General features: G+C 67.1%; 14 protein-coding genes. 11 read left to right on the forward strand and 3 right to left on the reverse strand.

From position 1 onward, the window contains the following. Nucleotides 1-9 precede the first annotated feature (9 nt). From ngcE to OG474_RS24285, 6 genes are all read left to right on the forward strand, one after another. On the forward strand, nt 10-1,425 hold the full coding sequence (gene ngcE / locus OG474_RS24260) for an N-acetylglucosamine/diacetylchitobiose ABC transporter substrate-binding protein (protein WP_405055844.1): 1,416 nt from the start codon (nt 10-12) through the stop codon (nt 1,423-1,425). 2 nt (nt 1,426-1,427) lie between these two features. Beyond that, on the forward strand, nt 1,428-2,426 hold the full coding sequence (locus OG474_RS24265; protein ID WP_405055845.1) for a carbohydrate ABC transporter permease: 999 nt from the start codon (nt 1,428-1,430) through the stop codon (nt 2,424-2,426). After that, nucleotides 2,423-3,310 carry a carbohydrate ABC transporter permease gene (locus OG474_RS24270; protein WP_405055846.1) on the forward strand — a complete coding sequence of 296 codons (888 nt, stop codon included), beginning with the start codon at nt 2,423-2,425 and terminating at the stop codon, nt 3,308-3,310. Before OG474_RS24265 ends, OG474_RS24270 begins: the two co-directional genes overlap by 4 nt. 82 nt (nt 3,311-3,392) lie before the next feature. Then, a complete protein-coding gene (locus tag OG474_RS24275; RefSeq protein ID WP_405055847.1) occupies nt 3,393-4,226 on the forward strand; it encodes a carbohydrate ABC transporter permease in 834 nt (277 codons plus the stop codon). 4 nt (nt 4,227-4,230) lie between these two features. Continuing rightward, the gene (locus tag OG474_RS24280) at nt 4,231-5,058 is read left to right on the forward strand and encodes a carbohydrate ABC transporter permease (protein WP_405055848.1); all 828 of its coding nucleotides are present in this window, start codon (nt 4,231-4,233) and stop codon (nt 5,056-5,058) included. A gap of 46 nt (nt 5,059-5,104) precedes the next feature. Further along, complete coding sequence (locus OG474_RS24285; RefSeq protein WP_405055849.1) at nt 5,105-6,136, forward strand: iron-siderophore ABC transporter substrate-binding protein; 1,032 nt, start codon at nt 5,105-5,107, stop codon at nt 6,134-6,136. Here OG474_RS24285 and OG474_RS24290 read toward each other — a convergent pair. Then, nucleotides 6,133-6,684, reverse strand: a complete 552-nt coding sequence (locus OG474_RS24290) for an alpha/beta hydrolase (protein WP_405055850.1) — start codon at nt 6,682-6,684, stop codon at nt 6,133-6,135. The two genes, OG474_RS24285 and OG474_RS24290, sit on opposite strands and share 4 nt — an antisense overlap. A 71-nt stretch (nt 6,685-6,755) precedes the next feature. Between OG474_RS24290 and trpS the strand changes: the two genes are divergently transcribed. The 3 genes from trpS to OG474_RS24305 are packed head-to-tail and all read left to right on the forward strand — an operon-like array spanning nt 6,756 to nt 9,417. After that, nucleotides 6,756-7,805 carry a tryptophan--tRNA ligase gene (gene trpS, locus OG474_RS24295; protein ID WP_405055851.1) on the forward strand — a complete coding sequence of 350 codons (1,050 nt, stop codon included), beginning with the start codon at nt 6,756-6,758 and terminating at the stop codon, nt 7,803-7,805. Beyond that, nucleotides 7,805-8,317, forward strand: a complete 513-nt coding sequence (locus OG474_RS24300) for a 2'-5' RNA ligase family protein (RefSeq protein WP_405055852.1) — start codon at nt 7,805-7,807, stop codon at nt 8,315-8,317. The genes trpS and OG474_RS24300 overlap by 1 nt, the downstream gene beginning before the upstream one ends. A gap of 29 nt (nt 8,318-8,346) precedes the next feature. Then, the gene (locus OG474_RS24305) at nt 8,347-9,417 is read left to right on the forward strand and encodes a YihY/virulence factor BrkB family protein (protein ID WP_405055853.1); all 1,071 of its coding nucleotides are present in this window, start codon (nt 8,347-8,349) and stop codon (nt 9,415-9,417) included. A 49-nt stretch (nt 9,418-9,466) separates the two neighbouring features. Here OG474_RS24305 and OG474_RS24310 read toward each other — a convergent pair whose 3' ends face one another. Then, the gene (locus OG474_RS24310; protein ID WP_405055854.1) at nt 9,467-10,570 is read right to left on the reverse strand and encodes a D-alanyl-D-alanine carboxypeptidase family protein; all 1,104 of its coding nucleotides are present in this window, start codon (nt 10,568-10,570) and stop codon (nt 9,467-9,469) included. 55 nt (nt 10,571-10,625) lie between these two features. Beyond that, a complete protein-coding gene (locus tag OG474_RS24315) occupies nt 10,626-11,567 on the reverse strand; it encodes a zinc metalloprotease (protein ID WP_405055855.1) in 942 nt (313 codons plus the stop codon). Between the two features lie 950 nt (nt 11,568-12,517). On the opposite strand from OG474_RS24315, the gene OG474_RS24320 reads away from it, so the two are divergent. Next, complete coding sequence (locus tag OG474_RS24320; protein ID WP_405055856.1) at nt 12,518-12,934, forward strand: hypothetical protein; 417 nt, start codon at nt 12,518-12,520, stop codon at nt 12,932-12,934. Nucleotides 12,935-13,012: 78 nt separating this feature from the next. After that, nucleotides 13,013-13,765 carry a BPL-N domain-containing protein gene (locus OG474_RS24325; protein WP_405055857.1) on the forward strand — a complete coding sequence of 251 codons (753 nt, stop codon included), beginning with the start codon at nt 13,013-13,015 and terminating at the stop codon, nt 13,763-13,765. Nucleotides 13,766-13,767 lie beyond the last annotated feature (2 nt).

The following is a 13,767-nucleotide window of genomic DNA, read 5'->3' on the forward strand; positions in this document are numbered from 1 at the left end:
GCGGGACCCATGACCACTCCCAACCCCCTGTCGCGGCGGCTGTTCCTGCAGCGCGCGGCGGTCGGCACCCTGCTGGCCACTGGCGGCAGCACGCTGCTGGCCGCATGTGCCGCCGGTGGTGGCAACGACAACACCAGCACTGGTGGCGGCGACAAGACCGCGGACAACCCGTTCGGGATGGCCGAGAAGGCCACCATCGACGCGGTGATCTTCAACGGCGGGTACGGCTACGACTACGTGTCGTTCGCGGCCGACATCGCGCAGAAGAAGCAGGCGGGCTCGACGTTCAAGGTCTCCCCGTCCACGCAGATCGCCCAGCAGCTGCAGCCGCGCTTCGTCGGCGGCAACCCGCCGGACCTGATCGACAACTCCGGTGCGAACCAGATCGGCTTCAACACGATCCTGGAGCAGCTGGCACCGCTGGACGACGTCTTCGAGGCCAAGAACTACGAGGGCACGAAGATCGCCGACACCCTGTACCCGGGCGCCAAGCTCCCCGGTACGTTCGACGGCAAGTTCGTCGCGATGAACTACGTCCTCACCCTCTACGGCCTCTGGTACTCCGACAGCCTGTTCAAGGAGAACGGCTGGGAGCCGCCGAAGACCTACGACGGTCTGCTCGATCTCGGCGCGAAGGCGAAGGCCAAGGGCAAGTACCTGTTCGTCTGGGGCAAGGAAGCCTCGACCTACTACCACACGATGGCCGTCGACGGCGCCATCAAGGAGGGTGGCGACGAGGTCCGGCTGGCGCTGGAGAACCTCAAGGAGAACTGCTGGTCGATGCCGCAGTTCCAGGGCATCTTCAAGGCCCTCGAGACCATGGTCAAGAACGGGTACTTCGTGCCCGGTGGCGCCGGTACCCAGTTCACCGCCGCGCAGGCGAAGTGGAGCAACGACCAGCAGGCCATCCTCTACCCGTCGGGCTCGTGGATCGAGAACGAGATGAAGAAGGCCACCAAGGCCGGCTTCAACATGAAGGGTGTCCCGGAGCCGACGCTCACCGAGAGCCCGAAGCTGCCGTACGAGGCGCTGCGCAGCGCGGCCGGCGAGCCGTTCATCGTCCCGCTCAAGGGCAAGAATGTTGCCGGTGGCAAGGAGCTGCTCCGGGCCATGCTGTCCAAGGACGCGGCGACCAACTTCTCCAAGACGCGGTTCGCGCCGACCATCGTGAAGGGCCTGGTTCCCGCGGACGGCTTCGGTTCGACCGCGCTGCAGTCGCAGACCGCGATGCTGGATGCCGCCGGCACCAACATCTTCGACTACCAGGTCTTCGGTCTGTACGGCATGAACACCGACCAGCTCGTCGTCTGGAACTCGTTCCTGTCCGGTCAGATCGACGCGGCCAAGCTGACCAAGGGCCTGCAGGAGATCACGGACAAGGTGCGCAACGACAGCTCCGTCAAGAAGATCCCGGTCACCAAGTGACCATGACGCAAGAGGCCGTGCCGGACGGTGGACCCAAGCGGTCCATCGTCCGGCGTCGCCGGCCGTTGACGTTCGACCGGGTCAGCTTCATGGTCGTGTTCCTCGGCCTGCCGCTCGCGGTCTTCGTGGTCTTCGTGGTCTGGCCCTTCGTGCAGGCGCTGTACTACTCGCTGACCGACTGGTCGGGCTTCACCCCGGACATGAACTTCGTCGGCCTCGACAACTACGTGAAGCTGTTCCACGACGACATCTTCATGAAGGCCGTCCGCAACAACGTGCTGCTCGCGATCGTCGTACCGATCGTGACCATCGTGCTGTCGCTGACCCTGGCCACGTTGGTGACGATCGGCGGATCGGGGACCGGGACCGTCCGGGGCCTGCGCTACGCGGGCTTCTACCGGATCATCTCGTTCTTCCCGTACGTGATCCCGGCGATCGTGATCGGCCTGATCTGGGCGCAGGTGTTCACCCCGAGCTCGGGCATCCTGGACGCGGTGCTGTCCAAGATCGGGCTGCACGGGTTCGAGAACTACGCGTGGCTCGGTGACGCCCGGACGGCGATGCCGGCCTCGATGTTCGTGATGATCTGGGGCGGCGTCGGTTTCTATATGGTGCTGTTCATCGCCGCCATCCGGGGCATCGACCCGTCGGTGTTCGAGGCGGCCCGGATCGACGGTGCCGGCCGGTTCCGGACTGCGATCTCGCTGACCGTGCCGCTGATTCGCGACAACGTGCAGACGGCCTACGTCTACCTCGGGATCGCCGCGCTCGACGCCTTCGTCTACATGCAGGCGCTGAACCCGGGCGGTGGGCCGCAGAACTCGACCCTGGTCATGCCCCAGCAGTTGTTCACCACGGCCTTCAGTAAGAACCAGTTCGGTTACTCGACGGCGATGGGCGTGGTCCTGGCCGCGGTGACGATGCTGTTCGCGCTCCTGGTCTTCACGGTGAACGCCCTGACCGGCGGACGTGACCAGCGGAAAGTAAAGGTAAGCCGATGACGACAACCACCGCCGAACGGGCCGGCCTTTCGGCCCGTGTCCCCGACAAGGGGACCAAGGAAGGCCGGGGCGTCGCGACGGGCGCCCACATCGCGCTGATCCTGTGGTCGCTGCTGGTGATCCTGCCGCTGGTGTGGACGGTGCTCTCCTCGTTCAAGTCGACGCCGGAGGTCCTGGGCAACCCGCTGTCGCTGCCGGGCAAGCTGCACTTCGAGAACTACGTCAACGCCTGGACGACGGCCGGGATCGGCCGTTACTTCGTCAACACGGTGATCGTCGTCGGTTCCGCGCTGGTGCTGGTGATGGTCCTGGGCGCCATGTGCGCCTACGTGCTGGCCAGGTTCACGTTCCCCGGCAACCGGCTGATCTACTACTCGATGCTGGCCGGTCTGACCTTCCCGGTCTTCCTGGCGATCGTGCCGCTGTTCTTCGTGCTGAAGAACCTCGCGCTGCTGAACACGCGGCCAGGGTTGATCATCACGTATGTCGCGTTCGCGCTGCCGTTCACCGTCTTCTTCCTGCACAGCTTCTTCAAGCAGTTGCCGGGCGAGATCTACGAGGCGGCACAGATGGACGGCGCCGGCGAGTGGCGCACGTTCTTCTCGGTGATGCTGCCGATGGCCCGGCCGGGGATGGCGTCGGTCGCCATCTTCAACTTCCTGGGGTTGTGGAACCAGTACCTGCTCCCGGTGGCCCTGAACCCCCAGCCGGAGAACTTCGTTCTCTCGCAGGGCATGGCGTCGTTCGCGTCGCAGGCCGGTTATGCGGTGGACTTCGGTGCGTTGTTCGCAGCCGTTGTGATCACGGTCGCTCCGGTTCTGGTTGTCTACATCATCTTCCAGCGTCAATTGCAGGTCTCGGTTACCGCCGGCGGCGTGAAATAGGCGAAGCTGAACCTCTGGCGTGAGTCGATGGGGCATCCTCGAGCGGAGGATGCCCCATCGACTTGTCTGACCTAGGAGGAAGATGCGGCACGGCAGTTACCGCTTCGTCGCGGGTTTCCTCGCGATCCCGGTGGCGTTGTACCTGATCTTCGTGATCGTGCCTGTCGGGCAGGCCTTCTTCTATTCGTTGACGAACTGGACCGGCGACTCCGGAAAGTTCGACTTCATCGGTCTGAAGAACTTCAAGACGCTGGTGCGCGACGTGACGTTCCGGACCGCGCTCGGTCACAACCTCAGCCTGCTGATCCTGGTCCCGGTGATCGTGATCTTCCTGGCGCTGCTGTTCGCCTACCTGCTGAAGGTCGGTGTCCGCGGCAACCGCTTCTACAAGCCGGTGTTCTTCCTGCCGCAGGTGCTGTCGGTTCCCGTCGTCGCGGTGATCTGGTCGGAGGTCTTCGCCTCGACCCGCAACGGCCTGGCCAATCCCAAGGTCGCCTTGTACTGCGTGATGTGGGTGCTGATCTGGGGCAGCGTCGGGTTCTACCTGGTGATGTTCGACGCGGCCGTGTCCCGCATCCCGAAGGACATCTTCGACGCCGCGACCATCGACGGCGCGACCCCGTCCACGGCGTTCTTCCGGATCACGCTGCCGCTGCTGCGCGACACCATCCGGATCGCCTGGGCCTACCTGGCGATCCTGGCCCTGGACGTCTACGCGCTGGTCGCGGTGATGACCGCCGGTCCGGGTGGCCCCGAGAACGCGACCCAGGTGGTGCCGCTGCAGATCGCGGACCTGGGCTTCAAGTTCGGCCGGTCCGGCTACGCCTCGGCGATGGGTGTGGTGCTGTTCCTCCTGACTCTGGTCGTCGCCGCCGTCATGCTCCGGGCCACGCGCCGCGAGCGGATCGAATACTGAGGCAATGGCTGTGAACACAAGGGACCGTTCGTCCAGTCCGGTGAACGTCTTCTCCCACACGGTGCTGACCGGTTGGACCGTCCTGATCGCCGTACCGCTGGTGTGGTGGCTGGTCGCCTGGCTGAAGGGCGCCGGTGGCATCGGGGACGACTTCGCCAAGGCCTGGGAGAAGGGCGTCGGCGACTACGTGGGCAACAGCATCGTGGTGGTCGTCCTCGGCGTCCTCGGCACGATGCTGTTCGGCTCGATGGTGGCCTACGTGCTGGCCCGCTACGAGTTCCCCGGCAACCGCTTCATCTACTGGCTGTTCGCGGCCGGGATGCTGTTCCCGACGTTCCTCACGATCGTGCCGCTGTTCTTCGTCGTCGAGGACTTCGGGATGATCTCGACGTACCGGGGTCTGGTCCTGGTCTACATCGCGTACTCGCTGCCGTTCACCGTGTTCTTCCTGCACGCGTACTTCCGGACCCTGCCGACCGCGGTCGCCGAGGCCGCGCTGGTCGATGGCGCCGGGCATGCCACCACGTTCTTCCGCGTGATGCTGCCGATGGCCAAGCCCGGCCTGATCAGCGTCGGCATCTTCAACGCCCTGGGCCAGTGGAACCAGTTCGTCCTGCCGTCCTTCCTGGCACCGGAGAAGCCGGTGCTGGCCCAGGGCATCGCGGCCCTGTTCGACAGCGAGCGCTACGAGAACGACGGCGGCGCGCTCTTCGCGGCCCTGACCATCGCCGTGGTCCCGGTCGTGGTCGTCTACCTGATCTTCCACCGCCAGGTCCAGGCCGGCCTCACTGGTGCGGTTCCGCAGTCAGCGGTTGTCACCGAGCGTGAATAGGTTAGGTTAGGGCAACCTAAACGTTCACTCCCTGTGAGGTCCCTCGATGCGTCACCTCCTGCGGCCGCTTGCGCTGCTCGTCGTCCCCCTGCTGGCCCTGACCGCCTGTGGCGCCGAGACCAAGGACGCTCCGGTCACCGGGCAGTCCCAGGGCGGCACGGAGGCCGGTGCGTTCCCCGTCACGATCAAGAACAAGTGGGGCGACGCCGTCATCAAGGAGGCGCCGAAGCGCGTCGTCGCGGTCGGCCTGGTCGAACAGGACGCCCTGCTCGCGCTCGGCGTCGTACCGGTCGGGACCACCGAATGGTTCGGCGACAAGCCGGGCGCGCTGTTCCCGTGGGCCAAGGCCAAGCTGGGCAGCGGCGCGCTCCCGACGGTGCTGAGCGACAAGGACGGCATCCAGTTCGAGAAGGTCGCTTCGCTGGCGCCGGACCTGATCATCGGTCTGTACTCCGGGATCACGGCCGCCGACTACAAGAAGCTCGAGGCGATCGCGCCGACCGTGGCCCAGCCCGCCGACGGTGGCGCGGACTACAGCGTCACCTGGCAGACCGTCACGAAGACGGTCGGGCAGGCGGTCGGCAAGCCGAAGGCGGCTGACGAGCTGGTCGCGGGGGTCGAGAAGAAGTTCGAGGAAGCCCGCGCCGCGCACCCCGAGTTCAAGGGCAAGACCGGTCTGATGGCGTCGCCGTACGAGGGCTATTTCGTCTACGGCCCGCAGGACCCGCGCTCGAAGGTCCTCACCGACCTCGGCTTCGTGCTGCCGCCCGCCATGGACAAGCTGATCGGCGAGAAGTTCGGCGCCAACATCAGCGCCGAGAACATCTCGCTGCTCGACCAGCAGGCGCTGGTCTGGTTCCCGTCCAAGGACGGCACCGCGAAGCTGAAGGCCGACCCGCTGATCAAGAACCTCAAGGTTCGCACCGAGGGGCGCGACATCTTCATCGAGGAGAACTACGACGACGAGCTGTACGGCGCCACCAGCTTCGTCTCGGTCCTGAGCCTGCCGATCGTCCTCGAGAAGCTCGTCCCGAAGCTCTCCGCCGCCGTCGACGGCAACCCGGCCACCAACGCCTAAGGCGAGGGCCAGACAACCTCGTCCAGGAAGTCCTCCACGGCCGTCGCCACCTGACCCAGCACGGTGGCCGACGCCGCGAGCCGGCCCGGGACATACATCCCGTGGCCGGCCCCTGGCACCTCCAGCACGTACGGCGTGAGCTCGTGTGCGACGGCGGAGTCCCAGAAGGCGTCCGCCGTCCCGCCGACGATCAGGAACGGCGCTGTGGCCCGGCGCAACCCGTCCAGAACCCACGGACTCGGCAGGATCGGACTCAGCCAGACTGCCGGGAGATCCCGGTCGGCGACCAGAGGGCTGGCGTAGCTGCCCAAGGACCGGCCGATGAGCAAAGTGTCACCTTCCGTGGCTGCCAAGGCGCGTTCCACTTGCGGGAGAACCCAGGGGCCGCGCTCGTCGTCGGCCAGGGTCGGTGGGCGGTCAGGCTCCTCCCACCAGATCTGGTGGATCCGTGCACCGCGGCGCTCGGCGGCATCAGCGGCGTACATGGGTAGCGGTGCGCTCGGGCCGTTCTGGCCGCCGGGGACAATGACTGCGGCGCGTGAAGTCATAACCTGGACTGTATGACCTTCCAGGGTGACCCGGTGTGAACGAGGACCGGGACGCTGGCAGAATCGGGGGCATGTCCCTCGCTGCTCCTGACCCCTCCGCAGCCGGAACCGAGCGGCGCCCGCGGGTGCTGTCCGGGATCCAGCCGACGGCGGACTCGTTCCACTTCGGCAACTACCTCGGCGCGGTGCGGCAGTGGGTGGCGCTGCAGGACGACCACGAGGCGTTCTACTGCGTCGTCGATCTGCATGCGATCACGGTGGAGTACGAGCCGAAGGCGCTCCGGGAGCGGACCCGGCGTTCGGTCGCGCAGTTGCTGGCCGCGGGCATCGATCCGGAGCGGTCGACGTTGTTCGTCCAGTCGCACGTGCCCGAGCACGCTCAGCTCGGTTGGGTGCTGGGCTGCATCACCGGGTTCGGCGAGGCCAGCCGGATGACGCAGTTCAAGGACAAGTCCGCCAAGGGCGGTGCCGAGCGGGCGACCGTCGGCTTGTTCACGTACCCGATCCTGCAGGCCGCGGACATCCTGATCTACCAGGCCGACCGGGTTCCGGTCGGTGAGGATCAGCGCCAGCACCTGGAGCTGACCCGCGACCTGGCGCAGCGGTTCAACCACCGCTTCGGCAAGACGTTCCGAATCCCCGAGCCGTACATCGTCAAGGAGACCGCGAAGATCTCCGACCTGCAGGACCCGACCGCGAAGATGAGCAAGTCCAGCTCGTCGCCGGCCGGCATCATCGACCTGCTGGACGACCCCAAGGTGAGCGCGAAGAAGATCCGCTCCGCGGTCACCGACTCCGGCCGCGACGTGATCTTCGACCCGGAGAACAAGGCCGGCGTCGCCAACCTGCTGACCATCTACTCGGCGCTGACCGGCAAGAAGATCAGCGAGCTCGAGGACGAGTACTCCGGTCGCGGCTACGGCGACTTCAAGAAGGACCTGGCCGAGGTCGTGGTCGAGTTCGTGACGCCGTTCCGCGAGAAGACGCTGGCCTACCTGGATGACAAGGCGCAGCTGGACGCGATCCTGGCCGCCGGCGCCGAGCGCGCGCGGGAGGTCACCTCGCGGACACTCACCCGCGTCTACGACAAGCTCGGCTTCGTTCCGTCGGTGGGTCAGTAGTGGCGACCATCGGGGTCGCGATCCCGATCGCGGAACCGTTCGGCTCCGAGCTGCAGAAGCACCGGGCCGAGTTCGGCGACCCGATGGCCGCCTCGATCCCGACCCACGTGACGCTGCTGCCGCCGACCGAGATCGCCGACGACGCGCTGGCGGCGATCGACGAGCACCTGCTCGCGGTGGCCGCCCGGTTCCCGAGCTTCCGGATCCGGCTCCGCGGTACGGCGACCTTCCGGCCGATCTCGCCGGTGGTCTTCGTGCCGCTCGCCGAGGGCATCTCGTCGTGCGAGGTGCTGCAGTCGCAGGTCCGGTCGGGCCCGCTGGCGGTGGATCTGCGCTTCCCGTACCACCCGCACGTGACGGTCGCCCACGACCTCGACAAGGAGGCGCTCGACCGCGCGTACGCCACGCTGTCCGAGTACGACTGCGCCTTCGACGTACCGGCGTTCGACCGCTACGAACACGGCGCGGACGGCGTGTGGCGGCCGCAACGCTCGTTCCCCCTGGCAGGCTGAGACTCCCGTTCCCTGGGTACTGGAGCATCATGAACATCAAGGCTGTCCGGGCCCGGTTCGCCCGGACCCAGATCTGGCGTGCGTGGCAGCGGTACGGCGATCGCCGGGGCAACCGGTTGGCCGGGGCAACGAGTTTCTTCGGCTTCCTGTCGTTGTTCCCGCTGATCGTGCTGGCCGCGGCCGTCACCGGTCCGCTGCTCGGTCCGGACGCGGTCAAGGGGCTGAAGGACGCCCTGAAGACGAACCTGCCGGGGATCGGCGACAAGATCGACATCGAGGCGCTGATCGCCAACGCGGGCACCATCGGGCTGATCTCCGGGATCTCGCTGCTGTTCACCGGGCTCGGCTGGATCGACTCGCTGCGCGCCTCGATCCGGTCCATGCACGAGCTCGACGACCAGCCTGGTAACGCGATCAAGCTCAAGCTCGCCGACCTCGGCGCCCTGATCGGCCTCGGCGTGATCGGTGCCGTCGGCACCGGTGCGTCGTCGGTGCTCAGCGGTCTCTCGAAGCGCATCGTCGCCGCGGCCGACCTGGACGGCACCTGGTTCGCGAACTGGGGCCTCGGCCTGATCAGCATCATCCTGGGAATCGCCGCGGGCGCGCTGCTCTTCCTCTACCTGCAGACCGCGCTGCCGCGAATCATCCTGCCGCGCAAGGTGATGCTGATCGCAGCAGTTGCCGGTGGCATCGTCTTCTACCTGGCGCAGAAGCTCGGCAACACGTACGTGACCCACGTGCTCGGTTCCAACGCGGCGTACGGCGCTCTGGCGCTGCCGCTCGCGCTGCTCGTGTGGATCTACCTGATGACCCGCGTCATCATGCTGATCGCCGCCTGGACCAAGGAAGCCACCCTCGACAAGATGGCGCGCGAGGCCGACGACACCGCTCGCCTCCGGATCGCTGAGGCGCCGCTCCCCGCAGGCATGTCCGTCGAGGAGCCCCTGCTGCTGGGCCCACCCGGCAAGCGCTACAAGGTCGTCCCCATTCCGCAGAAGCGGGCCGACACAGTCGCGGTCACAGCAGGCGCCGTACTGGGCATCGCTGCCACCACCATCGCCGTACAACTGGCGAAGGCCGCCCGCTCCGTACGCCGCTGAACCTCAGCGTCCGAAGAAACGCCGTACGTGGTCGGCGTGTTTTCGGACGTTAGTGGCGGCGTCGGCGCGGTCGCCGCAGGAACAGGCCTAGCAGCAGCACCGGGGGCGCGGCCCAGAACCAGACCGGGATGCTCACGAAGAACGAGTTCACCGTGTGGATGGGCGCCTGCACCGCGCGCCGCTCGGGCTCGATCGGCCCGGCCGCCTGGGGCTGGCCGTCCGCTGAGCCGCTGGCTTCCTTCGGGGGAGCGACGGGCTTGATGAGCGTGCCGACCGGGCTGAGCTTGTCGTAGTTCTGGAAGCTCCAGGTCAGCAGGTTGCTCGCGTCCTCGGTGACTCCGTGCGGGGCGTTCATCATCGTCACGACCAGGGTGTGGCCGTTCCGCCGGGCCGCTCCGATGAACGTGTTCCGGGCCAGCGTGGTGTAGCCGGTCTTCACTCCGAGGGCGCCGTCGTACTTGAAGAGCAGTTTGTTCTGGTTCGCGACCTGGTAGGTGCCCTTGCTGGTCATCGGGAAGTTCGTGAACTTCGTCGACGCGTACTTGGCGAAATCCGGTCGCGCGAGACCGGCCTGGGCGAACAGCGCGAGGTCGTACGCGCTGGAGAACTGCCCGTCGGTGTCGAGCCCGGTCGGGTCCGTCACGTGCGTGTCGAGCGCGCCGATCTCCTTGGCCTTGGCATTCATCCGCTGGATGGTGCCCGCCGTACCGCCGTCATCGTGCTCGCAGAGAGCATGTACGGCGTCGTTCCCCGAGGCCAGGAACATGCCTTCGAAGAGCAGGTCGACCGTGTACCGCAGGCCGGGTGACACGCCGACCTTGCTGCCGATGATGTTCGCGTCGGCGTCCGTCCCGACCACCTGGTCGGACTTCTTCAGCCGCGGCAGCAGCACCAGCGCGGTCAGCGTCTTGAGCGTGCTGGCCGGCCGCAACTTCGCGTGCGGCGCCTTCGCGATCAGCACCTGACCGGTGTCGATGTCGGCGACGACGTACGCGGACGCCTGCACGGCCGGCGGCGTCGCGCCAGCGGCGACCACCGTCGGCTTCGTCGTCATCAGCGCGCCGCCCACCGGTCCTTGCCCGGCGGCGGTCGCTGTCAGCGGCTGCGCGACCACCAGTGCGGTGGTCGCGCAGGCCGTCAGAAGCAAACGCATCCTCGGCAGCCTAGACGCCCGAAAGGGCAACCGTCACGTCGGCTGCAGGTTCCGGTCAGGCCCGGTACGCGGTCCACATGTTGCTGATCCGGGTGCTCTGCCCCGGGGTGAACTGGTTGTAGCAGGAGTCGTAGGAGTAGTCCATGTAGTTGTGGATCGGGTCCACGCCCGGCAGCGAGCAGGAGTTCCGGCCGGTCGGGCAGCCGCTCGAGGAGCTGCTCTGCGCCGGCGTGTCGCTGACCGAGTCGTTCGTGCTCGTGCAGCCGCCCTGGAACGTGTGGTAGAGCCCGAACCAGTGCCCGGCCTCGTGCGTCGCGGTCTTGCCGAGGTTGAAGTTCGTCGACGAACCGCCCGGCAGCGAGCTGTACTGCACCCGGATGCCGTCGATGTTCGGGTTGCTCGAGTAGTCCCACGGGAACGTCGCGATCCCCAGGTAGCTGAAGTCGAGCAGCCAGATGTTGAGCGCGTTCTTGCCGCCCTTACGGGTCTGCGCCCGGTACGTCGTGCTCTGGCCGTCGGTGTGCCAGGTGTCGTTGTTGAACCGGTCGGTCCCGGCCAGCGTGAACGTGAACCCGGTGTTCGCGGCCTCGCCGGACTCGCCGCCGGCGAAGTTCTGGTTCAGCTCGGTGATCTGCTGGTTGATCTGCGTCGCGGTGACATCACCGGCGCCGCTGCTGCTGCGCATGACATGGAAGTAGACCGGCACGTTGGCCGCAGCCAGCTTGCCGGCCTTCGGCGCCAGCCCGCGGGCCTGCTTGGCCTTCAGCAGCTCGGCCGTCTTCGCCTCGATCGACTTCTGCTCAGCCGCGGACAGGTCCCGGTGGTCAGCTCCGAACCCACCACGAGCGGCAGGCCCATCGGCCGGCGTCAGACAGGGGTTCGCGGTGTGATCGACCGGCAGCTGCGCGGTCGCCGTACCGCCAAGTGGACTGAAAGCGAGCGCCCCACCGGCCAGCAGCACGGCGAAGGCACGGGGGCGGGAGATGAAAGATCGCATAAAGCGTCCTCCAGAGATGGGCCGCTTGGGCGGTGCGGCCGAGTGCCCCGATTTTCCGCACCACCCCGCGAACCACCTAGCCGTTTCCTGTCAGACCAGTGCCAAGGCACCACCACGCCTACGACCAGCTACGGCTGGCACCGCCCCGGCCGCATCGCACGTGAGCGGAAGCTCGCCATTGCGGGGATCTGCTGCTGCGGGGTGCCTGTTGCGATTTGGCGGCGGTTGTTCGCCAAGCCGGTTTGGGGAGCGGGATCGCGGCAGGTGATCGGCCGCGGTGGTTGAGGGCTTTGTCTGGACAGGAACCCCGCCTTCCCGAATGTGCTCGTCCCGTCCCGCCGCTCGGATTCGGCCGGTGGCGTAAGCGGTGGTTGGTCGCCGCTGCGGCCGGTATTACCTGAAGCGGTGTGGCTGGGGCGGTCTTCGGCTGGGCGGGATGGTGCGGTCGGTGACCGAGGTTGCCCGTAGCTTGTGGCTGACGGGCTGTGGTTGCGGCCAGCGATGAGGAGGCATGTCAGCTGACCCGCCGCCGCGGTCGACCACTGCGGTTGGGGTCGTCTGCCTCGCCTGCCTGGCGTGCGGAAATTTGGGTGGATATCCGTTCAAGTTGACCCTTCTCTGCTCAAAATATGAGCGGAGAACCAGCAACTTGCGGGGAGATCCCCTCGTTTTCCGGGACCGCAACCGAAGCCCGGAAGCTCAGGCGACGGGCACGCGGTCGCCGGCCTCGCCATCCCCCTCAGCCACCGGCGACGCCCGCCTAGCGCTTCAGCAAATCGGCCGGCGCGGCGACCAGCCACCGCGTGCGTGTCCGGCCTGTCCGGTACGGCGCGAATCGGGGCCACACCAACCAACTTTGCGGGGAGCCACTGTCACCCAGCGACAGCAGATCCCCGCAAAGCGTCGTTGCTGCGTCGGGCGGGACGGTTGGCGGATCTACGATCGGGGTCGTGACGTACTTTCCGGATCTTTCGACGTACGAGTACGGCGAGGCTGAGCGTCCGATGGTGAATGTCGGATGGCTGGGGCGCGGGCAGGCGTTCGCGAGCGGGTCGGTGGCGCCCGAGGTGGTGGACGGGCTGGCTCAGCTGGCGATGGACGAGCAGAACGTCTACCGCGGCTGGCACAACTGCGAGTTCTGCGCCGAGGAGTCGCCGATCGAGTTCCCAGCACCCGACGGCAGCTCACTTCTGCTCGGTCACGCGGAGGTGCACGTCGCGGGACCGGATGGGGCGGTCTACGCGGCCCCGACCCTGATCCTGCACTACATCACAGCCCACGAGTACCGCCCACCAGCCGACTTCCTGTATGCCGTCCAGCAGGCGGCCGGTGCCGAGCGGATCGATTCGGATCGTGCTGCAGGCTGAGCCGGGAGCGGAGGCGGTTGCGCGGGAGCGGTGGGTCGGAGCGGGGGCTTCGCTTGCTCCGTTTACTACGTTGGAGGGGTGATTAGTCGACGGCGGTTTTCGGTGGTGGCTGCTGTGGTGGCGGTGGCTGCGGGGTGTGGGTGGCGGAAGCCGGCGGTGCGGAAGGCGCTGATTTATCGCGGGGTGGCTTCGGGGCCGGAGCTGTCGGAGTCGGCGGCTGCGTTGGTGCGGGCCGCGGACAAGTCGTTGGAGATCGTGTACGTCGGGCCGCAGGAGAAGGTGCGAGTCACTCCGGAGGTGTTGGCGGGGGCCGCGCTCTACGTGCAGCCGGGCGGCGGCCAGGACATTCCGGCGGCGTGGGACGACATCCGGGACACGGCGGATGCGATTCGCGACTGGGTGCGCGGTGGCGGACGGTTCCTCGGCATCTGCATGGGCGCGTATCTGGCGGGGAGCGGTGACATCGAGGGATCGGTGTACGGATTCGATCTGGTCCCGGCCACGATCGACGGTTACATCGACACGCCCGGCGCTACCGTGAGCGGCGAGGCGGACACAGTGATCGCGCTGACCTGGCGCGACAAACCGCGCCACGTCTTCTTCCAGGATGGAGCGGCGTTCACGGACGTGAAACCGGGCACAACCGTGATCGCCCGCTACGACAACAAAACGGTCGCCGCCCTCACCGCGCCGTACGGCGAAGGTCGGGTCGGGGTCGTCGGCCCGCACCCCGAAGCGGACCAGAGCTGGTACGACGACGCCGGGCTGACGAATCCCGACGGCGTGAAGTTCGATCTCGGCATCGACCTGATCACGGCCACCCTGCATTGACA

It is taken from the genome of Kribbella sp. NBC_01505, from assembly GCF_045040285.1.
Taxonomy (GTDB): domain Bacteria; phylum Actinomycetota; class Actinomycetes; order Propionibacteriales; family Kribbellaceae; genus Kribbella.